This window comes from Stagnimonas sp. FW305-C-60, assembly GCF_058782965.1.
The window spans coordinates 1,258,916-1,279,248 of record NZ_JBYSYF010000001.1 but is presented as its reverse complement, the minus strand read 5'-3'; the positions used below and the strand labels follow the sequence as shown (position 1 = coordinate 1,279,248).

Genomic DNA, 20,333 nt, shown 5'->3' with positions numbered 1-20,333 from the left:
TTGTGGGCCGCGCACTGCGGCGGCTACGGCATCTAAGGTATGACGGCCATGCCCGCAGGCTGGCAACATGGCGCACTTCTGCCGATTTTTAAGCACCAGGAACACCCCATGAGCACCGCATTCGACGCCGCCGAATTCCGCAAGGCCCTGGGCGCCTTCGCCACCGGCGTCACCATCATCACCACCAAGGCCGCCGACGGCAGCCTGATCGGGCTGACCGCCAACAGCTTCAACTCGGTATCGCTGAATCCGCCGCTGGTGCTCTGGAGCCTGGCTGAAACCGCCGCCAGTCTGCCGGTGTTCCGCGCGGCCGAGCACTGGGCGGTACATGTGCTGGCCAGCGATCAGGAGGAACTCTCCGGCCGCTTCGCCAGGCGCGGCATCGACAAGTTCGCCGGCCTCGACATCGAGACCGGCGTCGGCGGCATTCCCCTGCTGAAAGGCTGCACCGCCCGCTTCGAGTGCCGCAACGCCTTCCAGTACGAGGGCGGCGATCACATCATCTTCGTCGGCGAGGTGCTCAACTTCAGCCGCAGCGAGTCCGCGCCGCTGGTCTTCCACGGCGGCAAGTACGCCCACGCCACCCGTCGCGAGGCGCTGGACGCCAAGCCGCGCAGCGCCGCGCTCTCCGGCAGTTTCAACGAAGGCTTTCTCGGCTATCTGCTCGGCCGCAGCCACTTCCAGTTCTTCGGCCAGATCCGCGCCCAGCTCGCCGATCAGGGCTTGAGCGACGACGATTTCTATCTGCTCTCCACCCTCACCCTGCGGCCGATGATCAGCACCGCCGAGCTCGACGCCGGTCTCGCCGCGGTGCTGCGGCAACCCAGCGCCAGCCGCCTGCCGGCCCTGGCCGAACGCGGCCTGGTCGCTCAGCTGGCGATGACCGCCGAGAGCGACATTCCCGAATACCGGCTCACCGAAGCCGGCCGCGATACCGCCCTGCGCCTGATCTCGGCCGCCAAGGCGGTGGAGCTGGAGATCCTGGAACGCATGGGTGCTGAGGACGGCGCCATTCTCAAGTCCCTGCTCAAGCGCTTCCTGGGTGTGGTCGATCCGGACGCTTCGGTGCTTTGGGACGACCCGACGCAGCTGGCCGGTAAGATTCCGGGCTCGGGCTGGGATGGCTAGCATCTCCCACACATTCTCCTGGAGATTTTCATGCGCCTAGTATTTCTACCAATGGCCGTTGCCCTGATCTCAGGCAGCGGCTGCACGGCGGCACAGGTCTATGGCAGCAGCCAGCCCCAGCGCATCCGGGATTGTGAACGGCTGTCTAGCACCGAACGCGAAGCCTGCCTGGCCCTGGAGCGGGAAACCTATTACGAGCGCGAGAAAAGGGTGGCGGAATAAGCCGTCGCTGGCGAGCGGACGACCGAGAGCCGACCTGGCTGCGTTCAACGCCGGCGTAGCGCCTCCAGCTTCACCACCCGGCAGCGCGGCTGCGGATGCGCGCTGGCGCCGACCCAGCGCAGCAGCATGCCGCCGTGTGCATGGTGGTCGGTGTCGATGAAATTGCCGACCCCGACATCTTCGGCGGCGATCAGCAGCGTCAGGCTGCCGTCGGGGTTGAGCCGGGCATCGTGCTTGTTGAGGTGCACGCGCCGATGCTGGCAGTCCAGCGACTCCAGCCAGTGGTTGGCGAGCTGGAAGTTCCAGTAAGGGCAGTCCGGCACCTCGGTCTCGATCAGCAGCGCCTCGTCGGCCGCCAGCCGCCAGTAGCCGTGGTAGTAGCAGATCTTGGGATCGCCGCCGACACGCATTGAGGCGGCGACATAGGGCGCCGCCGCCAACTGGTTGGGATTCTGCGCCACCCAGGCCGCCCAGTCGGCCACCAGCTTGGCGGTGCCCTGCACGAAGGCCAGCGCACGCGTGAGGCCGGCGTCCAGCGCCGCCGCCGACAAGGGCGCCGGCGCGGACGGCGCGCTCAGACATTCAATGTGCAATTCCGCGGCGGTCTCGGTCCGGCGGTCGAGAAAGGTCTGACGCACGATCAGCATGCTGGAGTCGGCGGCCATCGGCAGCCAGTTGCCGGCTTGCGGCCGGGCGCTCAGCAGCAGCTCGAAGCGGCCGTCGGCTCCGATCTGCAGCTCGGTGGCCTCCAGCTCGCCAGTGGACGCCATGGTGCCGTCGACGGCGTAGCGATTGGCCTTGGTGCCGAAGGACAGATAAGCCACCGAGCCGCGCGCGCCGCCCACCCGGTACTCGCGGTCTCCAGCGATGGTGGCATTGCAGTAGAGGTTGTCCGGGTTGGGCAGAAAGACCTTGATGGTGTCGTCCGAAGCCGCGTAGAACACCGGAAAATCCGGGTCGGCGAACTCCAACATCATCTGCAAGCCCAGGCGCGCGTAGCGGCTGAGCAGGCGCCAGCCCTCGGCGCGGTCGAGCAGGCTGTCGGGCACGTCGGCGCGCAGGATGGTCGCTCCCGCGGCCTTCAGGCCCTCGCAGTAGGCGGCCCAGCTCTCGCCGGTCAGTACCCGCTCCAGTGCCGAACTCATGGTGTGCTCAGAACATGCAGTACTGGCTGGTCGGCGCCACGTCGATGCGGCTCATGTCGATGAAGCGGGCCACACTGTCCATCATCGTCTTCAGGTTCTTCTCGAACTTCAGCGCATCGCCTTCGGCATCGAAGAACAGTTGCGGATCGGTCATGGCGCCGCTGGGGAAGCACTCCTCGACGATAGCGTCGATGGCGCGCGCGCCGGGCGTCAGCGCCCGCACCACGCGGTTCTGCACGTACTCGAAGTTGGACTGGGTCTCGACCGCGACTGTGGTATGGCGGTTCTGCCAGAGATCGAGAAAGTCCGCGTCGCTCAGACCCGGCTTGCGCGGGAACAGGGCGATCTGCGCGAAACCCTCGCTGCGCTGGCCGTGGCCTGAGGACGGATGCTCGGTGTTGGGCAGCGGCACCGACTCGGTAACCAGATAGGCGTCGAAGCGGGCGGCGACACTGGCGATGACGCCATCCACCGGTGCCCGCAGGGCGTCGATGGCGCTGTGTAGCCAGACCTGCACCAGGGCTTCCACCGGCGGCTGGCTGTGGGTCTGCCGCAAGCCGTCTCCGGCGGCGACATGGGCGTCGGCGACATTGATGCGCAGCCCGCGCGCGCCCAGGGTCTTCAGGCGCGGCGCCAACGACTTGCGCAGGCGCTGGCCGAACTCCTCGACGCTCAGTGCCGGATCACGCCAGACCACATAGATGACCTTTTCCATCAACGGCTCCGGTGAGTCCAAGCCCCTCTCCCACCAGGGGAGAGGGAATTACATCAGGGCATGTACATGCCGCCGTTGGCATCGAGTGCCGCGCCGGTGACCGCGCTGGCGTAGTCGGAAACCAGGAACAGCGCGGCGCGCGCGCATTCGTCGTCGGTGGGCATGCGGCCGAGCGGGATGTTGGCCTCGACCTGCCCCTTGAGGGTTTCCAGCGGAATCTTGTGCTCGCTGGCCTGCCACTCCATATAGCCCTGCACCGGCGCGCCCCACATCCAGCCCATGTGGATGGTGTTGACGCGGATGCCGCTGGGGCCGAGCTCCTTGGCCAGCCACTTGCTGCTGTTGGCCAGCGCCGCTTTCGAAGCCGCGTAGCCGGCCTCGCCCAGCGGCGGAATCTGGCGCACCGCCATGGTGTTGATCATGACGATGGCGCCGGACTTCTGCGCCTTCATCTGCGGCACCAGCGCCTGGGTGATCTGCAGGGTGCCGATCAGATTGGTGTTGATGACTTCCTTCCAGGTCTCCAGATTGGCGGTGGAGGCGTAGTCCATGTCGCCGTGCACGAAGGCGCTGTTGACCAGGGCATCGACGCGGCCGAAGACCTGCACCGCCTGCGCGGCCAGGCGCTCGCAATCGGCGACCTTGGTGATGTCGGTGACGACCTTCAGCACCTTGCAGTTCGGGTTCACGGCCTTCACGCGCGCCTCGGCGTCGGCCAGCTTCTCGGCGCTGCGCGCCGCGGCGACCACGCCGGCGGCACCTTCGCGCGCGGCCTCGATGGCGAGCTTCACGCCCAGGCCGGGGCCAATGCCGGAAACCACCACGATCTTGTCCTTGAGCAGCATGTTGTTTCTCCTCTTCTTTGTAGTGGATTGATTCTTGAAGCCTCTCCCCGATCGGGGAGCGGGCCAGCCGTCAGGCTTCGATGTACTTCTTGCGGTAATCGGCGAAGTCGCGCTTGAGTTGCTCGACACTCAGGCCAAAGTCCTCGGGCTTGTAGTCGTGCGCGGCACGGCTGTCGCGGCTGTTCTTTTCCATCCAGGCGCGCATCGCCTGCTCGGCCTGCGGGGTCAGGCTCATGCCGAGGAAACCGTAGATGGCCTGCACCACCTCGAAGGGCTTCTTCACGGTGTCGATAAAGCGCACGTCGAAGAACGGCGCCGGGTTCTGCTCGCGCACTTCCATGGTGTGGTGGAAGGCCCTGACCATCAGATCGTTCCATTCGCGGCCGGCGGCCTTGGCATCCGGCGCCGCGCCGTAGATCGACCATAGGGTGTGGATCATGCTGGCGATGGAGGGGATGGTATCCACCGGGTCGCGATGGGTCTGGATGATCTTGGCACCCGGGAACAGCTTGAGCAGCAGGCCCATGCGCAGCAGATGGTGCGGCGCCTTCAGGACCCAGCGCTCGGCGCTGACGCCGCGCTGGCGCTTCTGCCATTGCAGGAACTGCAGCACGCGCTTGAGGTATTCATAGGCCGGCGTCTCGTCAGTGCCGTGCAGCCAGTCCATATAGCTCGGCACGTTGGCGTAGGCATTGAAGCTGGCGCGGAAGGAGTGCTCCATCAGCATCACCTCCTCGTCGGCCTGGTCGGCGTCCATCGGATGGATGGACAGCAGCTTGGGCATAGCCTCGACCATCACCTGCACTTCGCCGCGCGCGCGCTCAATGCGCTGCACCGGCGCCTTCACATCCTCACCCGGGAAGGGCACCGGATAGCGCGACTCCCACCAGGGCATCGAGTAGAAGCGCGCATCGCAGGCGAGTACGCGCTGCAACAGCGTGGTACCGGTGCGCGGCAGGCCGACGATCACCACCGGCGCGGCGATGGTTTCCTGGGCGATCTCGGGATGCTTGGCGAACCAGTCCTCGATGCGCAGGCGGTTGACCAGCATCTCGACGATCTTCTGCTGCAGCAGGCCACGGCCGAAGTCGGAGAGATTGGCCTCGTCGTTCAGCGAAGCGCAGAGCTTCTCCAGACCCGGCCGGTGCGGCGGCAGGCCGAAATTCTTCAGGCCGCCGGACTGTTCGACGGCGGCGGCTTCGAGGGCATCGGGGACGAGCTTGTCGCTGCTCATTGCGGCAGTTCCTTCTGATAGTCGGCGAGCTTGAGCACGCGCGTGGTGGGGTGGATCACTTCCTTGGCGCCGACCCAGCGGAAACACCAGGTGCCTTCGGCGTGGCCGGCGGTATCCAGCCAGTTGGGGTGGCCGGGATCACGGTGCGCCAGCACCAGCCGCAGGCTGCCGTCGGCGTTGAGGCGGGCGGAATGCAGGTTGTGGCAGATGCGGTGGTAGCGGTAGTCCAGCGACTCCATCCACCAGTTGTTGATCTGCAGGTTCCAGAACCGGCATTCCGGCACCCGCGGCAGATCGACCAGCAGCACCTCGTCGGGCGCCAGCTTCCAGTAGGCGTGGTAGTAGAAGATGTTGGGATCGCCGCCGACGCGCTGGCACAGCGCCTGGTCGGCGGGCGGCAACTGGTTGGGGTGTGCGAGATAGCTCTGCGCCCAGTTGGCGAACAGGGTCGCCGTGCCTTCGACGAAGCGCGCGGCATTGCCCAGACCCTTCTCCAGACGCTCGGCCGACAGCGGCGCTGGCGTGGCGCCGCTGCCGATGCGCTCGATGACCATCTGCGCCGGCTGTTCGGCACGGCGGTCGTTGAAGGTCTGGCGCACGATCACCGCATTGCTGGCCGGCTCGATGCGCAGCCAGTTGACCACCCCAGCCGGCCGCTCGGCGCTGAGCACGATCTCGAAACGGCCCTCGGCGTCGAGCTGCAGCTCCTGGGCGTCGATGAAGCCGGTCTGCTCCATCTTGCCGTCGGTTTCGTAGCCGCCCTTCTGGCTGCCGATGGTGAGATAGGCCACCGTGCCACGGGTGCCACGGATGCGGTACTGGTGGGCGCCGTTGATCTTGGCGAACAGGTACTTGTTGTCGGGATTGTCGGCGCCGATCTTGCCGGTCTCGTGCGAGGGCAGGAAGAAGCCGGGAAAGTCCGGATCGGCAAACTCCAGATGCATCTCCAGGCCGATGCGCAGCAGCCGCGAGAGATAGCGCCAGCCCTCGGCGCGAGTGAGTTCATCGGCGGGCGCTTCCGGCCGCAGCACCTGCTGGCCGGCGCGCTTGAGGGTGTCGCAGAACTCGTTCCAGACCTCGCCGCTCAGCACCCTGCTCTGCGCCTTGTCGTCCAGCGCCATTGCACTTCTCCTCTCTGGCAGAGCTGCAAGGTAGAGGCGGCGGGCGATGGCGCCTTCACCTGTTTGGGGGAGACAGAGCAATTGCGGATTGCGGCGAAGCTGCCGCGCCGCCTGCCACCGTTCAATCCGAAATCCGCAATCCGAGATCCGCAATAGGCCGCGCCTCAGGCGCGGCCGGTCACCCAGCTGCGCAGCGAGCGGATGCGGTCGAGGAACTTCACCGTCGGCGGCGGCGCCGCACCCGGCGCCGGCTCGGGCAGCTTCTCCACCTGGTAGCGCTGGTGCAGGATCGGGTTCTGCGCCAGCCGCTGGTGCTGCTTGTGGGCGGAGTTGACGGTGATGCGGCAGGCCACGTCCTGGATCGGCTTGGTAATCAGGCGGTAGATCTGCCCCTGGTTGATCAGCTCGATGGCGGCACCGGCATCGGCGCGCTCGGTGAGGATCACTGACACCAGCTCCGGGTGATGCTGCTTCAAGATGCCGATCAGGCTCACCACCGGATGATCCTGCACGCGGGTCTCGGAGATCACCACGCCGATGCGCTCGCGCTCCAGCCGGCCGACCGCCTCGTCCATGTTGGTGGCGCCGAACACCCGGTAGGTCTCACCGAGGATGGCCTGGATGCGCGAGGGCATCTGCGGATCGTCGTCGAGAACCAGCACGCCGGGCGCCTCGCCATTGGCGGTCTCGGCCGCCGCCGCCGATTCCGGCAGGTTGCCGACCGCCAGGCTGGCCTTGGCCGCCGCTGCCGCGTTGGCGACGGTGCTGGCCAGCACTTCGTTGGACCAGGGCTTGTTCACGAAGCGGAAGATCTCGCCGTCGTTCACCGAGCCGATGATGGCGTTGAGGTCGGAATAGCCAGTGAGCAGGATGCGCATCGCGTGCGGATTCAGCTCTCGGGCCGCGCGCAGCAGTTCGATGCCGGTCATGCCCGGCATGCGCTGGTCGCTGACGATCACGTCCACCGGCTGCGCCTTGAGCAGCTCCAGCGCCTGCGCGCCACCCTCGGCGAAGTAGACCTCGTAATGCCCGCGGAACAGCATGCGCATGGTGGTGAGCACGCGCGGCTCGTCATCCACGAACAGTACGCGGGGCTTGGCGCCGGCTTGGTTCATCATCAGAAGCGTCCTCTCAGGCGGCCAGGAGACGGTCGTTGGCGGCGGTGCGTGGCTGCCGCAACGGCAGATGGATGGTGAAGCAGCTGCCAACACCCGGCGTCGAATCCACCTCAATGCGGCCGCCGTGTTCCTCGACGATGCGGAACACGATGGACAGGCCCAGGCCGGTGCCCTTGCCCACCGGCTTGGTGGTGAAGAAAGGCTCGAAGATGCGCCGCTGCACTTCCTCGCTCATGCCGCTGCCGCTGTCGGTGATCTTCACGTAGACGCCACCCGGCTCGGCGCCGGTCATCACCGTGATCAGGCCCTCGCCGTCGATCGCCTGGGCGGCATTGGTGAACAGGTTGAGGAACACCTGGTTGAGCTGCGAGGGCGAGCACTCGATCTGCGGGGCATCGCCGAACAGGCGCTCCACCGCGACCCGGTGCTTGAGCTGGTTGTTGCAGATCTTCAGCGCCGACTCGATGCCGGCGTTGACATCGAACAGGTCGGCACGCGAGCGATCGACGCGGGAGAAGTCCTTGAGGCTGGAGACCAGCTCGGCGATCTGCGCCAGGCCGTGGTCGGTGTCGCGCAGCAGGCTGTCGAGGTCTTCCATCAGCTCCGCCGCCGGCACGCTCTGGCGCTGCTCCTCGGCGGCGGCCATGGCCTCGGCCACCTCTTCGTCGCTGGCATTTTCGGCGGTCATCAGGCTCAGCGCGCGGTCCTGCGCACTGCACAGCTCGCGGATGTCGGCGAGCGAGGTGCGGACGATCTCGGCATTGCTGCGCGCATAGCCCAGCGGCGTGTTGATCTCGTGGGCGACGCCGGCGACCATCTGGCCCAGCGAGGCCATCTTTTCCGACTGCACCAGCTGCGCCTGCGACTCCTGCAGGTTCTTCATGGTAGTGCTCAGGTCGTCGAGCGCCACACTGAGATCATTGGTGCGCAACTGCACCTGCTCTTCCAGGTGCTCGTTGGCCCGTGCCAGGCTGGCGTTGGCGCTATCGAGCTCGGCATAGCTGCGGCGCAGGCGCAGGCCCAGATAGCCCAGCACCAGCAGCAGCGCCGCGGCGAAGCCGGCGAGGTAGAGCCGGTACTGGTTGGCCATCGCCACCTCACCCTGGTACCAGCGGCTGTAGGCGGCCTCCACCGCCTGCAGCTGCGGGCCAGTGGGCCGGTTGAGGAAGTCCTTGAGCTTGTCCACCAGTTCGGTCTTGTCGGCGATCACCTCGCCGACCTTGCCGCGCAGCTCGCCGGCGGCAGTCTTGTAGGCCTCGCCCTGGCCTTCGGCGGCGGCATCAAGCTTGTCCAGCAGCTGATTGATCGAGGCGATGTTGATCGGCGAAGGAGTGACGCCAAAATTGATCACCTCGCTCTTCAACTGGCCGCTGAGCTCGACCACTTCGTCGCGCCGCTCCGGCGTGCTGGCATCGAGCAGCGCATTGACCCGCACCGGCACCGCGTCGAGGCCGGCGATCAGGCGCTGGGTGAGGATGGAATTGCGCGCCTCGAAGTCGAAGCCCAGGCCGAACTTGCTCTCCACCGTCTCGTAGAAGGCTTGCAGGGCGGTGTCCAGCTCGCCGCTCAGGCCGGTCAGCGCCTGCGGGCCTTTCTCCAGGCGATCCAGCGCCTCGCCCAGCTGCTGGGTGATGCGCGAGCGATCGCCGGCGGAATCGGCGATGGAACTGGCGCGGGTCTGGGTGAAGCCGCGATTGAGCTCGACGTCGAGATTGTTGACCGCCCGCAGATTGTCGAGACGCTGCTGGTGCAGGCCGCTGTCGACGCTCTGGGTCATCTTCAGCAGAAAGACCAGAATGCCGATGGACACACCCGCCGCCAGACCGGGCAGCAACAGTCGCAGGTTCATTCCGTCTCCTCTCCTTGATCGGCGCGACCTGTGTACAGGGAGCGCGCCGGCTTCTTATCAGCTCGCCCTCGGCAGTGCCCCATACATGTGGGAGACCGTCCGGAGCCAGACTTTGTGATTTACCGCAGGATTTACGAGGCCTACCGGGCCTGCCTCGTCCACTTGTAGGAGATTTGGCGGATTGCGGATGTGGGAGCGGGGCGGCACCGCTTGCCGCCGTTCATTCCGAAATCCGAGATCCGCAATGGACTCAGGCGCGACCGCCGGCCCAGGCGCGCAGCGAACGGATGCGATCCAGTAGCTTGAGCGCCGGCGGCGGCGGCGCGGCGCTGGGCGCCGGCGCCTCCACCTCGTAGCGGCGCTGCAGCACCGGGTTCTGCGCCAGCTTCTGATGCTGCTTGTGCGCGGAATTGACGGTGATGCGGCAGGCCACATCCTGAATGGGTTTTGTGATCAGCCGGTAGATCTGACCCTGGTTGATCAGCTCGATGGCGGCGCCGGCGTCGGCGCGCTCGGTGAGGATCACCGACACCAGCTGCGGGTGGTGCTGCTTGAGGCTGCCGATCAGGCTCACTACCGGCTGGTTCTGCACCCGGGTATCGGAGATCACCACGCCGATGCTGGCCTGCTCCAGGCGCTGCACCGCCTCGTCCATGCTGGCGGCGCCATAGACCTTGTATTGGTCACCAAGGATCACCTGGATCTTCGCCGCCATGCGCGGGTCGTCGTCCAGCACCAGCACGCCGGGCGCGTCGCGCTCCGGTTCCGGCAGGGCCGGCTCGGGCGCGGCAGCAGCCTGCTGGCTGAGCTTGGCCGCCGCGGCCGCGTTGGCCACCGTGCCGGCCAGCACATCGTTGTCCCAGGGTTTGCTGACAAAGCGGAAGATCTCGCCCTCGTTCACCGAGTCGATGATGGCGTTGAGGTCGGAATAGCCGGTGAGCAGGATGCGCATCGCATGCGGGTTCAGCTCGCGCGCGGCGCGCAGCACTTCGATGCCAGTGATGCCGGGCATGCGCTGGTCGCTGACGATCACGTCCACGGTCGCGGTCTTCAAAAATTCCAGCGCCTTGTGGCCGCCCTCGGCGAAGTACATCTCGTACTGGCCACGAAACTGCATACGCATGCTGGTGAGCACCCGCGGCTCGTCATCGACGAACAGCACCCGGGGCTTGCCGGCAGGAGCGACGATCTGGTTCATGGCCTTCCCCTCAGGCGGCCGCCAGCTCGGCGTCCGCGTTGGCCGGACGCACCTGCGCCAGCGGCAGATGCAGGATGAAAGTGGTGCCCTGTCCGAGTTTGGACTCCACCTCGATGCGGCCGCCGTGCTCCTCGACGATACGGAACACGATGGACAGGCCCAGGCCAGTGCCCTTGCCCACCGGCTTGGTGGTGAAGAAGGGCTCGAAGATGCGCTTCTGCACCTCCTCGCTCATGCCGCTGCCGGTATCGGTGATCCGCACCTGCACGCCATTGCGCTCGGCGCGGGTCTGGATGTGGATGCGCCCCTCGCCGTCGATGGCCTGACCGGCATTGGTCAGCAGATTGAGGAACACCTGATTGAGCTGCGAGGGCGAGCACTCGATTTCCGGCAGCTTGCCGAACTCGCGAACAATCTCGATGCGGTCCTTGAGCTGGTTGTTGCAGATCTTCAGCGCCGAGTCGATGCCGGCATTGAGGTCGAACAGATCGGTGCGCGAGCGGTCCACCCGCGAGAAGTCCTTGAGGCTGGAGACCAGATCGGCGATCTGCACCAGGCCGTGGTCGGCGTCGACCAGCAGGCTGTCGAGATCGGCCATCAGCTCCTCGGGATTGAGCGCTTGGCGCTGCTCCTCGGCGCCGGCGATGGCAGCGGCGATCTCGTCCTCGCTGGCATTGGCCGCGCTCAGCAGACTCAGCGCATGCCCCTGGTTCTGGCACAGCTCGCGGATCTCGCCCAGGGTGTTGCGCACGGTGCGGGCATTGCTGCGGGCATAGCCCAGTGGCGTGTTGATCTCGTGGGCCACACCCGCAACCATCTGGCCCAGTGAGGCCATCTTCTCCGACTGCACCAGCTGCGCCTGCGATTCGCGCAGCTCGGTGAGCGCGCCGCGCAAGTCCTTGGTGCGCTCCTGCACCTGCGACTCCAGGGTGCGGTTGGCGTTCTTGAGGCCGGCATTGGCCTTGTCCAGCGCGGCATAGCTCTGGCGCAGCCGCAGGCCCAGGTAGGCCAGGGCCAGCAGCAGCAGACCGGTGTAGGCGGCGAGGATCACGCGGTAACGGTTGGTGGCCTCGGTTTCGGTCTGGTACCAGGCCTGGTAGGCCTGCTCCAGCGCTGCCAGCTGCGGGCCGGTGGGCAGGTTGAGAAAGCCGCGCAGCTTGGTCACCAGCTCAGCCTTGTCGGCGATCACGCTCTCCACCAGTCCACGCAGGCTGGCGAAGGCCTTGGCGTAGCCGGGGCCGAGATCCTCGCCCGCCGCCGCCAGCCGGGTCAGGCGCGCGCGCACGCCCTCGGTATTGGTGGCGGTGGGGACGACCGCCAGGTTGACCACCGCGTTGACCAGCTCCTTGAGCGCCGCCTCACGGCTGGCGCGCAGCTCGGCCGGGGTCTCGCGCAGCACCCAGTCGGTATAGGGCAACAGGGCGTTGAGATTGTTGGTGAGGCGCTGGGTGAGCACGGTGTCGCCGGCCTCGAACTCGAAGCCCAAGCGGAACTTGGTCTCCACCGTGTCCAGGAAGGCGTCCAGCGCCAAGTCCACCTCGCCGCTGATGCCGCGCAGGGCGGCGGGGCCATTCTCCAGCTCGTGCAGGGCGGCACCCAGCTGCTGGTTGATCTGCTTTTTGTCGGCCACATCGCCCTCGCCCTCGCCCGCCAGCGTGCGGGTGAAGGCGCGGTTGAGATCGACGTCCAGATTGTTGACCGCACGCAGCGCCGCCAGCCGGCTCTGGTGCCGGCCCTGGTCGACACTCAGGGACATGCGCGACAGAAACACCAGCAGGCCGATGGCCAGCACCGCCACCAGGACCACCATCTGCCACAGGCCGAACTCCCGCTCCCGGTCCTTCTTCACAGCCATGCCACCCTCCCGGTTAAACCGCCTCGGCCGCGCCAAGCGTCTGCGTTGACAGCTGACGTCATGCTCAGTGTTTGGAAAAAACTCCGCCAAATGAGGGATTCGGCCGCGCCGACTTCCCCGTCCAATCCAGTACCACCAAATTTTTCTACGGAGTGCCCCGTGCCCAACCTCGACCTAGAACGCCGCCTGCAGGCGCTGGAGGACCGCGAGGCGATCCGCGGCCTCAAGGCGCGCTACCTGGCCTGCTGCGACGCCAAGGACCCGGTCGGCATGCGCGACTGCTTTGCCGACGGCCCAGTCGCGATCGACTACGGCGTGGTCGGCCGCTTCGAAACAGCCGATTCCCTGGTCGAGGTGTTCAAGCAAATTGGGTGCCACCCCCACATGGTGGAGATGCACCACGGCTCCAACCCACAGATCCAGCTCAAAGGCACTGACCACGCCGAAGGCCGCTGGAGTCTGCACTACCAGCTCATCAATACCAACGAGAACAGCCTGACCCAGCTCGGCGCCTACTACGAGGACGAGTACCGCAAGACCACGGGCGGCTGGAAGATCAGCGCCACCAAGTGCGTGGTCACCTCCCTGCTGGTGCTCAAGCTGGCACCGGAAGCGGTCCAGGCTCTGGTCATCGGGCGGGCGCCCAGCGCCTAGCCGGCGAGGCCGATCCCGGCCGGCCGCGAAGCGCGACGCGCCCCGGGACCGCTGATATTGTTGCCGCCCCACTTTCCTTCGATTGAACCCCAAAGCCATGAACGCCCGCGTCAGCCCCCCGAACAGCGCCTACGTCTCGCCCTGGATGGATTCCGATCTCGAACTGTTCCGCGACGCGGTATCCCGCTTCGTCGAAGGCGAGATGGTTCCGCACGACGAACACTGGCGCAAGCAGAACCACGTCGGCCACGAGATCTGGCGCAAGGCCGGCGAGATGGGCTTTCTGTGCACCGACATCCCGGCCGAGTACGGCGGCGCCGGCGGCGACTTCCGCCATGAGGCGGTGGTCTACGAGGAGTGCCTGCGTCGCGGCCTCACCGGCTTCGGCCAGGGCGTGCACTCGATCGCCGCCCACTACGTGCTCAACCACGGCACCGAGGCGCAGAAGCAGAAGTTTCTGCCGCGCCTGGCCAGCGGCCAGTTGGTCGGCGCCATCGCCATGACCGAGCCGGGCGCCGGCTCCGACCTGCAGGGCGTGCGCACCAAGGCCGAGCTGGATGGCGACCACTACGTCGTCAACGGCTCGAAGATCTTCATCACCAACGGCTATCTGGCCGAGTTCCTGATCCTGGTCGCCCGCACCAACCCGACGCTGCCGGGCGCCAAGGGCCTGTCGATCCTGCTGGTCGAGACCAAGAACCTCAAGGGTTACCGCTGCGGCCGCATCCTCGACAAGATGGGCATGAAGGCGCAGGACACCGCCGAGCTGTTCTTCGAGGACGTGCGCATCCCGGCCGAGAACCTGCTGGGTGGCGTCGAGGGCCGCGGCTTCATCCAGCTGATGAGCGACCTGCCCTACGAGCGCGCCATCGTCGCGCTGGGCGGCGTCGCCGCGATGGAAGGCGCGCTGGCCGAGACGGTGAAGTACGTGAAGGAGCGCAAGGCCTTCGGCAAGACCATCGCCGAGTTCCAGAACACCAAGTACAAGCTGGCCGAGGTAGCGACCATCACCCGCATCGCCCGCACCTTCGTCGACCGCTGCGTGCAGGACGTGGTCGACGGCAAGCTCGACACCGCCACCGCCTCGATGGCCAAGTACTGGATCACCGACATGCAGCAGCAGGTGATCGACGAGTGCGTGCAGCTGCACGGCGGCTACGGCTACATGAACGAGTACCTGGTCACCCGCATGTTCGCCGACGCCCGCGTGCAGCGCATCTACGGCGGCACCAACGAGATCATGAAGGAACTGATCTCACGTTCGGTCCTTGGATGACAGCAAGGACGGGAGCCCCGCTTCGCCCTTCCCCCTCCCCCGCCTGCGGGGGAGGGTCGGGGTGGGGGCGTTCCCACGGCGGCACTCGCCACACGCCCCCCTGCCTACCTCCCCCCGCCAGCGGTGGGAGGAGCGCCGCGGCGGGCGCACCTTGAGCACCGCCAGCCTCGATTCCGGCCTGCCGCTGGACGAAACCCTGGACCAGGCGCGCGAGCGCCATCGCCGCGAATGGCTGGGCTTCCTGGCGATCTCGCTGGGCAGCTTCATCGCCATCCTCGACATCCAGATCGTCGCCAGCTCAATCAACCAGATCCAGGCCGGCCTGTCGGCCAGCGCCGACGAGATCCAGTGGGTGCAGACCGCCTATCTGATCGCCGAGGTCATCGCCATTCCGCTGTCCGGCTATCTCTCGCGCCTGCTCTCGACGCGGGTCTACTTCACGCTCTCGGCACTTGGCTTCACCCTCGCCAGCCTGGCCTGCGCCCTGGCCTGGGATCTGCCCTCGATGATCCTGTTCCGCACGCTGCAGGGCTTTCTCGGCGGCGGCATGATCCCCACCGCCTTCGCGGCGATGTTCCTGCTGTTCCCCGAGGACAAGCGCCGCGCGCTGCCGCAACTGATCGGCGGCCTGATGGCAATCCTCGCGCCCTCCATCGGCCCCAGCGTCGGCGGCTATCTCACCGGCGTCGCCAGCTGGCACTGGCTGTTCCTGGTCAATCTCGGGCCGGGCCTGCTCTGCGCCTGGGGGGTCTGGAGCACGGTGAAGCTGGATCAGCCGCAGCCGCAGATCTTCAAGCTCACCGACTGGCCGGGCCTGGCCTTCCTCGCTCTGTTCCTCGGCTGCCTCACCTATGCGCTCGACGAAGGTCCGCGGGTGGACTGGTTCGCCAACCAAAGCGTCGCCATCTGCTCGCTGCTGGCGACGCTCGGCGGCGCGCTGTTCTTCTGGCGGATGTTCAGTTGCGACCACCCCATCGTTGATCTGCGCGCCTTCCGCAACCGCAATTTCGCCCTCACCTCGCTGGTGTCGCTGGTGCTGGGCATGAGCATGTTCACCCTGATCTATCTCACCCCGTTGTTCCTCGGCCGGGTGCGCGGCTACAGCGCACTGCAGATCGGCGAGGTGATGGCGGTGCAGGGCGTGGCGATGTTCCTCACCGCGCCGGTCGCGGGCCGGCTGTCGCGCAGCATGGACCCGCGGCAGATCATCGCCGTCGGCCTGCTGCTGGTGGCCACCGGCTCCTGGATCAACGGCCACATGACCGCCGACTGGGGGCACCAGCAATTCCTCTGGCCGCAGATCCTGCGTGGCGCCGGGATGATCTTCGCCTTCATCCCGATGACCAATCTGGCGCTCGGCACCATGCCCAGCGAGGAGGTCAAGAACGCCAGCGGCCTCTACACCGTCACTCGCAACCTCGGCGGCGCCATCGGCCTGGCGATGGTCGGCACCCTGCTCAACGGTCGGCTCTGGCTGCACTGGCAGGACCTGGCGGCGACGCTGAGCCGCGAGCGCAGCGGCGTCTACGACTATCTGCACGGCGCCGCCGCGCAGCTGGGGCCGGGCGGCGAGAGCGATCCGCGCGCCCTGGGCCTGCTCAACCAGCTGGCCCAGCAGCAGGCGCTGACCATGGCCTACAACGACATGTATCTGCTGCTTGGCGTGCTGGTGGCGGCGACGCTGCTGCTGGTGCCGCTGATCGAGAAACCACGACCGGACACGGAGGTCGGCGTGGCGCACTAGCGGTCGATACCAAAGGACGGAGGAGACATGAAAATCATCATCGCCGGCCTGCTGCTGGGCAGCCTGGCCGCAAGCGCGCTGGCGCAGACGACAACCGTCGCGGCGCGCGGTGCCGAACTGGGCGGCGCCAGGCTGACCTGCACCGGCGCCGAACGCGCCGGCAGCAAGAGTGGCGTGGCGGCCTACCGCGGTCAGTGGCTGGACAGCTGGCCGGGCATGAAGAGCGCTCAGGGCTACGATCCCGGCCCCTACGCCGACGAGCAGCCGCTCTACACCATCACCGCCGACAACGCCGGCCAGTACGCCGCGCTGCTGAGCGAGGGCCAGAAGGCCCTGTTCGCCAAGTATCCGAAGAGTTTCCGGATGCCGGTCTACCCCAGCCATCGCGACTTCCGCTTCCCCGACCTGGCCTGCGAGCAGACCCGCCGCAATCTGGAGACCGCGAGCCTGAAGAGCGAGGGTCTGGAACTGGCGGGTGCGCAGGGCGGCATTCCCTTCCCCTTCCCGGCCAGCGGCCTGGAGGCGGTCTGGAACCTCATGGCCACCCGCCACGTCTGGAACGAGACCGCCACCGTCGATACCGCCGATGTCTTCGCCAACGGCAAGATCGCCTGGGGCAAGATGAAGTACCTCACCCTCGCACCGGGCGCGGCGCCGGACGGCAGCGGCAAGGTCGAGAACAACATCGCCGCCTACTTCCTTTCCGAGGTGCTGCTGCCTGCGCGCGACAAGGGCAGCATCGGGGTGGGCTTTCAGCCGTTCAACTTCAAGGACGGCAGCACCCATGTCTGGCAGTACAACCCGGGCACGCGGCGACTACGACAGGCGCCGGACATCGCCTTCGACTACGCCATTCCGCCCTCGGGCCTGCGCACCGTCGATGACGATCATCTGTTCAATGGCTCGCCCGAGCGCTACCAGTGGAAGCTGCTCGGCAAGCGCGAGCTCCTGATCCCCTACAACAACTTCCGCATCAACGACCCGGCGCTCAAGTACGAGCAGCTGCTGACACCGCAGACCTTCAATCCCGACTACCTGCGCTACGAGCTGCACCGGGTCTGGGTGATCGAGGCGACGCTGAAAAAGGGCCTGCGCCACATCTATGGCCGGCGGGTGATCTACGCCGACGAGGACAACTGGCTGGCGCATTGGGCCGACAACTACGACACCCGCGGCCAGCTCTGGCGCACCGCCATGGTCAACTACCGCTACGCGCCGGATGCCCAGTCCTACCACCGCGGGGTGTCGATCTACCACGACCTCAACATCGGCGCCTACGAGGCCGGCTACCTGGTCAACGAAGCCGGCAAGGGCTGGTGGCGGCTCAACCGCAGCGATCTGAACCCGCAGATGTTCAACCCCAACGCCGTGACCCGTAGCGGTCACTGATAAGGAGCACCGCCATGCCACTGAGTCCGCAACAGATCGCCGCGCGCGCCGAGGCGCTGCAGGCCGCTTTTGTCGAAGCCGCCCGCCGCAACGAATGGGCCTGGATCGCCGACGAGTTCTATGCCCCGGACTGCGAGTACCTCTGCGAGTACGCCGGCACAATGCGGGTGTACGCCAAGAACCGCGACGAGATCCGCGCCACCCATTACGGCCGCGACATGATGGTGGGCTGGGAGGGCTGGAGTTTTCCCATCGAGCGTTACACCAGCCACGGCAACCAGATCATCACCCACTGGTGGAACCGCGGGCCGGGCTTGCGCGCCGACGGCAGCTACTACCAGACCCCGGGTGTGTCCTTCATCACCGTCGGCGACGACGGCCTGTTCACCTACCAGCTCGACCTGTTCGACCTCGCCCACCAGATGAAACTCTGCGACGAGCTGGAAGCGGCCGGCCTGCTGTCGACTACGCTGAAAGCGAACTGGGTGGTACCGACCAAGCGCCGGCTGATCGCCCAGCTGAGCCAGGGGCTGCCCGCTGCCTGAAGCGACGCAAAAAAAGCCCCGGCAGGGCCGGGGCAGCTGTCACCAGGGATGGTTGGTCGGCGATGCGCCGGCTACCTCTCTCTGATGCGCGGTAGGGCAAATAAGTTGCAATGCCGTCTCAGACCGCGAGCAGGATGCCGCGCTTTTCCAGGAGGGCGATCACCGCCGCCACTTCCTCGTCCAGGCTCATCTCGGCGGTCTTCAGCACCAGCTCGGGCTTTTCCGGCGCCTCGTAGGGATCGCTGATGCCGGTGAAATTCTTGATCTCGCCGGCGCGCGCCTTCTTGTACAGACCCTTGGGATCGCGCTTCTCGGCCTCGTCCAGCGGGCAGTCGACATAGACCTCGATGAAGTCCATGCCGGCCTGCTCGTGCAGGGCGCGGGCGCTGTCGCGGTCGGCGCGGTAGGGGCTGATGAAGCTGGTCAGCGCCAGCACGCCGGTGTCGACGAACAGCTTGGCGATCTCGCCGATGCGGCGGATGTTCTCGGTGCGGTCCTCGGCGGAAAAGCCGAGGTTCTTGTTGATGCCGAGGCGGATATTGTCGCCATCGAGCCGGTAGCAAAGCCGGCCGCGCTTGGCCAGCTCCTTCTCCAGCGCCACCGCGACGGTGCTCTTGCCGCTGCCGGACAGGCCGGTGAACCACAGCGTGGCCCCCTTCTGGCCGAGGATGCGGTAGCGGTCGGTACGGGAGACTTCGCCGTCGTGCCAGACGACGTTGGTGGCTTTCACAGCGGTTGAGCTAGCGGTCATTTCTTGAAGGCGTTGGTGAGCTTGAGGAGGCCGCCCATGAAGTTGAGGACGGCATCCGGCATTTTGACACCCTTGTTGAGCATCCAGCCAATCGCCTCCTTGTACTTGTCGGAATACGGCGGAAACATCATGTCGGGATCGCCGATGCCGGGGCCGTCCTCGACCACGGCGCGCTGGTTGGAGCACTCCAGGAAGCTGTAGTGGCCGCCGATGCGGCCGATGCCGCTGGAGTTCACGCCACCGAACGGCAGGTGGGCATTGGTGCCGGACTGGATCAGGTTGTGGTTGACCACGGTGCTGCCGGAGGTGGTGTGCCCCAGCCAGTAGTCGATGGCGGCGCGGTCCTTGGCGAAAATGTAGGAGCCCAGCGGTTTCGGCCGGGTCTTGATCTCGGCAACCGCGTCTTCGCGATTCTTGAACGGCACGACGCAGATGATCGGCCCGAAGATCTCCTCGGTCATGATCCGCATGCTGTTGTTGACGTTGGACAGCACGGTGGGCGCGATGAACAGATCGTCGCCATCGGTCTCGCCGCCGCACTCCACCACCGCGCCCTTGGCGATGGCGTCGTCCAAGAGGCCCTTGATGCGGTCGAAGTGGCGGCGGTTGACGATGCGCGGCAACTCGGCCGACTTCTGGAAACCGGCGCCGCTGGCGTTGTACTGGGCCTGCATCGCGCCCGAGAGCGCGGCGATGAAGGGCCGCTGTACCGACTCGTGCACCAGGGCGTAGTCGGGCGCCAGGCAGACCTGGCCGCAGTTGGCGACCCGGCCCCAGGAGATCTTCTTGCCGGCCTCGGCGAGGTCGGCGCTGGCATCGACGATGACCGGGTTCTTGCCGCCCATCTCCAGGGTGATGGAGGCGAAGTGCTCGGCGGCGGCCTTCATTACCAGCCGGCCGACCGCGTGACCGCCGATGAAGAAGATGTGGTTGAACGGCAGGGTGAGGATTTCCTGCGCGACCTCGGGGCCGCCCTGCACCACCGCGAACTCGTCTTCCGGGAACACGCTCGCGATGATGTCGGCCAGCACCTGCGCCGAATGCGGCGCCAGCTCGCTGGGCTTGAGCAGCATGGTGCAGCCGGCGGCGATGGCGCCCATCAGCGGCACCAGGCCGATGGCGATCGGCGCGTTCCAGGTCGCGAGGTTCAAGACCACGCCCTTGGGCTCGTACTGCACGTAGCACTTCTTGCCCAGGGTCATCAGCGTGCCCTGGATCTTGCCCGGCTCCATCCACTGCTTGAGGTGCTGGGCCATGAACTCGGCCTCGCCCTTGACCATCAGCAGCTGGGCGTCGATGTCGGTATCGGTGAGGCGCAGCTCCTTGCGGGCGGCCTCGAGAATCGCCGGGCGCGCGGCGAGCGTGGCCTTGAGCAGCTTCAGCAGCTTGTCGGCGCGCTGTTCGGCGGTCGTTTCACGAATCGCCGGCGCCTTGGCGGCGAGGCGATCGAACAAACGGCGCAGCTCGGTCGGCGGAGTGACGGGAGCGTTCATGGTTTCTTCCTCTTGCTATTGCTCCCTCCCTCGCGAGCGGGGGAGGGCCGG

General features: G+C 66.6%; 18 protein-coding genes. 7 read left to right on the top strand and 11 right to left on the bottom strand.

Annotated elements, in window-relative coordinates; all coding sequences use genetic code 11:
* Nucleotides 1–108: 108 nt before the first annotated feature.
* Entirely contained in the window at nucleotides 109–1,128 is a 1,020-nt protein-coding gene (locus AC3WT6_RS05820; protein WP_492652616.1) for a flavin reductase, read from the top strand.
* A 30-nt stretch (nucleotides 1,129–1,158) separates the two neighbouring features.
* Entirely contained in the window at nucleotides 1,159–1,350 is a 192-nt protein-coding gene (locus tag AC3WT6_RS05815) for a hypothetical protein (protein ID WP_492652615.1), read from the top strand.
* A gap of 44 nt (nucleotides 1,351–1,394) precedes the next feature.
* On the opposite strand, the gene AC3WT6_RS05810 is transcribed toward AC3WT6_RS05815, so the two are convergent.
* The 9 genes from AC3WT6_RS05810 to AC3WT6_RS05770 form a co-directional block, all read right to left on the bottom strand.
* Entirely contained in the window at nucleotides 1,395–2,495 is a 1,101-nt protein-coding gene (locus tag AC3WT6_RS05810) for a DUF1214 domain-containing protein (RefSeq protein WP_492652614.1), read from the bottom strand.
* Nucleotides 2,496–2,502: 7 nt separating this feature from the next.
* On the bottom strand, nucleotides 2,503–3,210 hold the full coding sequence (locus AC3WT6_RS05805; RefSeq protein WP_492652613.1) for an EthD domain-containing protein: 708 nt from the start codon (nucleotides 3,208–3,210) through the stop codon (nucleotides 2,503–2,505).
* A 53-nt stretch (nucleotides 3,211–3,263) separates the two neighbouring features.
* The gene (locus AC3WT6_RS05800) at nucleotides 3,264–4,055 is read right to left on the bottom strand and encodes an SDR family oxidoreductase (RefSeq protein ID WP_492652612.1); all 792 of its coding nucleotides are present in this window, start codon (nucleotides 4,053–4,055) and stop codon (nucleotides 3,264–3,266) included.
* A 70-nt stretch (nucleotides 4,056–4,125) separates the two neighbouring features.
* Complete coding sequence (locus AC3WT6_RS05795; RefSeq protein ID WP_492652611.1) at nucleotides 4,126–5,289, bottom strand: sulfotransferase family protein; 1,164 nt, start codon at nucleotides 5,287–5,289, stop codon at nucleotides 4,126–4,128.
* On the bottom strand, nucleotides 5,286–6,410 hold the full coding sequence (locus tag AC3WT6_RS05790; RefSeq protein ID WP_492652610.1) for a DUF1214 domain-containing protein: 1,125 nt from the start codon (nucleotides 6,408–6,410) through the stop codon (nucleotides 5,286–5,288). Before AC3WT6_RS05790 ends, AC3WT6_RS05795 begins: the two co-directional genes overlap by 4 nt.
* Before the next feature lie 164 nt (nucleotides 6,411–6,574).
* Nucleotides 6,575–7,528, bottom strand: coding sequence for a response regulator (locus tag AC3WT6_RS05785; protein ID WP_492652609.1), 954 nt, complete (start codon nucleotides 7,526–7,528; stop codon nucleotides 6,575–6,577).
* Between the two features lie 13 nt (nucleotides 7,529–7,541).
* On the bottom strand, nucleotides 7,542–9,377 hold the full coding sequence (locus AC3WT6_RS05780) for a DAHL domain-containing protein (RefSeq protein ID WP_492652608.1): 1,836 nt from the start codon (nucleotides 9,375–9,377) through the stop codon (nucleotides 7,542–7,544).
* A gap of 250 nt (nucleotides 9,378–9,627) precedes the next feature.
* The gene (locus AC3WT6_RS05775) at nucleotides 9,628–10,575 is read right to left on the bottom strand and encodes a response regulator (protein WP_492652607.1); all 948 of its coding nucleotides are present in this window, start codon (nucleotides 10,573–10,575) and stop codon (nucleotides 9,628–9,630) included.
* Nucleotides 10,576–10,585: 10 nt separating this feature from the next.
* On the bottom strand, nucleotides 10,586–12,430 hold the full coding sequence (locus tag AC3WT6_RS05770) for an ATP-binding protein (protein ID WP_492652606.1): 1,845 nt from the start codon (nucleotides 12,428–12,430) through the stop codon (nucleotides 10,586–10,588).
* A gap of 159 nt (nucleotides 12,431–12,589) precedes the next feature.
* On the opposite strand from AC3WT6_RS05770, the gene AC3WT6_RS05765 reads away from it, so the two are divergent.
* The 5 genes from AC3WT6_RS05765 to AC3WT6_RS05745 all read left to right on the top strand — a co-directional run bounded on the left by AC3WT6_RS05765 (nucleotide 12,590) and on the right by AC3WT6_RS05745 (nucleotide 18,038).
* Nucleotides 12,590–13,084, top strand: a complete 495-nt coding sequence (locus AC3WT6_RS05765) for a nuclear transport factor 2 family protein (RefSeq protein WP_492652605.1) — start codon at nucleotides 12,590–12,592, stop codon at nucleotides 13,082–13,084.
* Nucleotides 13,085–13,181: 97 nt separating this feature from the next.
* On the top strand, nucleotides 13,182–14,360 hold the full coding sequence (locus tag AC3WT6_RS05760) for an acyl-CoA dehydrogenase family protein (protein ID WP_492652604.1): 1,179 nt from the start codon (nucleotides 13,182–13,184) through the stop codon (nucleotides 14,358–14,360).
* 151 nt (nucleotides 14,361–14,511) lie between these two features.
* Nucleotides 14,512–16,104 carry a DHA2 family efflux MFS transporter permease subunit gene (locus AC3WT6_RS05755; RefSeq protein ID WP_492652603.1) on the top strand — a complete coding sequence of 531 codons (1,593 nt, stop codon included), beginning with the start codon at nucleotides 14,512–14,514 and terminating at the stop codon, nucleotides 16,102–16,104.
* 27 nt (nucleotides 16,105–16,131) lie between these two features.
* The gene (locus AC3WT6_RS05750; protein WP_492652602.1) at nucleotides 16,132–17,493 is read left to right on the top strand and encodes a DUF1329 domain-containing protein; all 1,362 of its coding nucleotides are present in this window, start codon (nucleotides 16,132–16,134) and stop codon (nucleotides 17,491–17,493) included.
* Between the two features lie 14 nt (nucleotides 17,494–17,507).
* Nucleotides 17,508–18,038 (top strand): nuclear transport factor 2 family protein, encoded by a 531-nt coding sequence (locus AC3WT6_RS05745; protein ID WP_492652601.1) that lies wholly within the window; start codon nucleotides 17,508–17,510, stop codon nucleotides 18,036–18,038.
* A 118-nt stretch (nucleotides 18,039–18,156) separates the two neighbouring features.
* On the opposite strand, the gene cysC is transcribed toward AC3WT6_RS05745, so the two are convergent.
* Nucleotides 18,157–18,789 (bottom strand): adenylyl-sulfate kinase, encoded by a 633-nt coding sequence (gene cysC / locus AC3WT6_RS05740; protein ID WP_492652600.1) that lies wholly within the window; start codon nucleotides 18,787–18,789, stop codon nucleotides 18,157–18,159.
* Nucleotides 18,786–20,282 carry an aldehyde dehydrogenase family protein gene (locus tag AC3WT6_RS05735; protein WP_492652599.1) on the bottom strand — a complete coding sequence of 499 codons (1,497 nt, stop codon included), beginning with the start codon at nucleotides 20,280–20,282 and terminating at the stop codon, nucleotides 18,786–18,788. The genes cysC and AC3WT6_RS05735 overlap by 4 nt, the downstream gene beginning before the upstream one ends.
* Nucleotides 20,283–20,333 lie beyond the last annotated feature (51 nt).

Excerpts from the sequence above, each read along its gene's own strand:
- AC3WT6_RS05820 (WP_492652616.1), top strand. The coding sequence starts at position 109 with ATGAGCACCGCATTCGACGCCGCCGAATTCCGCAAGGCCCTGGGCGCC.
- AC3WT6_RS05815 (WP_492652615.1), top strand. The coding sequence starts at position 1,159 with ATGCGCCTAGTATTTCTACCAATGGCCGTTGCCCTGATCTCAGGCAGC.
- AC3WT6_RS05810 (WP_492652614.1), bottom strand. The coding sequence starts at position 2,495 with ATGAGTTCGGCACTGGAGCGGGTACTGACCGGCGAGAGCTGGGCCGCC.
- AC3WT6_RS05805 (WP_492652613.1), bottom strand. The coding sequence starts at position 3,210 with ATGGAAAAGGTCATCTATGTGGTCTGGCGTGATCCGGCACTGAGCGTC.
- AC3WT6_RS05800 (WP_492652612.1), bottom strand. The coding sequence starts at position 4,055 with ATGCTGCTCAAGGACAAGATCGTGGTGGTTTCCGGCATTGGCCCCGGC.
- AC3WT6_RS05795 (WP_492652611.1), bottom strand. The coding sequence starts at position 5,289 with ATGAGCAGCGACAAGCTCGTCCCCGATGCCCTCGAAGCCGCCGCCGTC.
- AC3WT6_RS05790 (WP_492652610.1), bottom strand. The coding sequence starts at position 6,410 with ATGGCGCTGGACGACAAGGCGCAGAGCAGGGTGCTGAGCGGCGAGGTC.
- AC3WT6_RS05785 (WP_492652609.1), bottom strand. The coding sequence starts at position 7,528 with ATGATGAACCAAGCCGGCGCCAAGCCCCGCGTACTGTTCGTGGATGAC.
- AC3WT6_RS05780 (WP_492652608.1), bottom strand. The coding sequence starts at position 9,377 with ATGAACCTGCGACTGTTGCTGCCCGGTCTGGCGGCGGGTGTGTCCATC.
- AC3WT6_RS05775 (WP_492652607.1), bottom strand. The coding sequence starts at position 10,575 with ATGAACCAGATCGTCGCTCCTGCCGGCAAGCCCCGGGTGCTGTTCGTC.
- AC3WT6_RS05770 (WP_492652606.1), bottom strand. The coding sequence starts at position 12,430 with ATGGCTGTGAAGAAGGACCGGGAGCGGGAGTTCGGCCTGTGGCAGATG.
- AC3WT6_RS05760 (WP_492652604.1), top strand. The coding sequence starts at position 13,182 with ATGAACGCCCGCGTCAGCCCCCCGAACAGCGCCTACGTCTCGCCCTGG.
- AC3WT6_RS05750 (WP_492652602.1), top strand. The coding sequence starts at position 16,132 with ATGAAAATCATCATCGCCGGCCTGCTGCTGGGCAGCCTGGCCGCAAGC.
- AC3WT6_RS05745 (WP_492652601.1), top strand. The coding sequence starts at position 17,508 with ATGCCACTGAGTCCGCAACAGATCGCCGCGCGCGCCGAGGCGCTGCAG.
- cysC (WP_492652600.1), bottom strand. The coding sequence starts at position 18,789 with ATGACCGCTAGCTCAACCGCTGTGAAAGCCACCAACGTCGTCTGGCAC.
- AC3WT6_RS05735 (WP_492652599.1), bottom strand. The coding sequence starts at position 20,282 with ATGAACGCTCCCGTCACTCCGCCGACCGAGCTGCGCCGTTTGTTCGAT.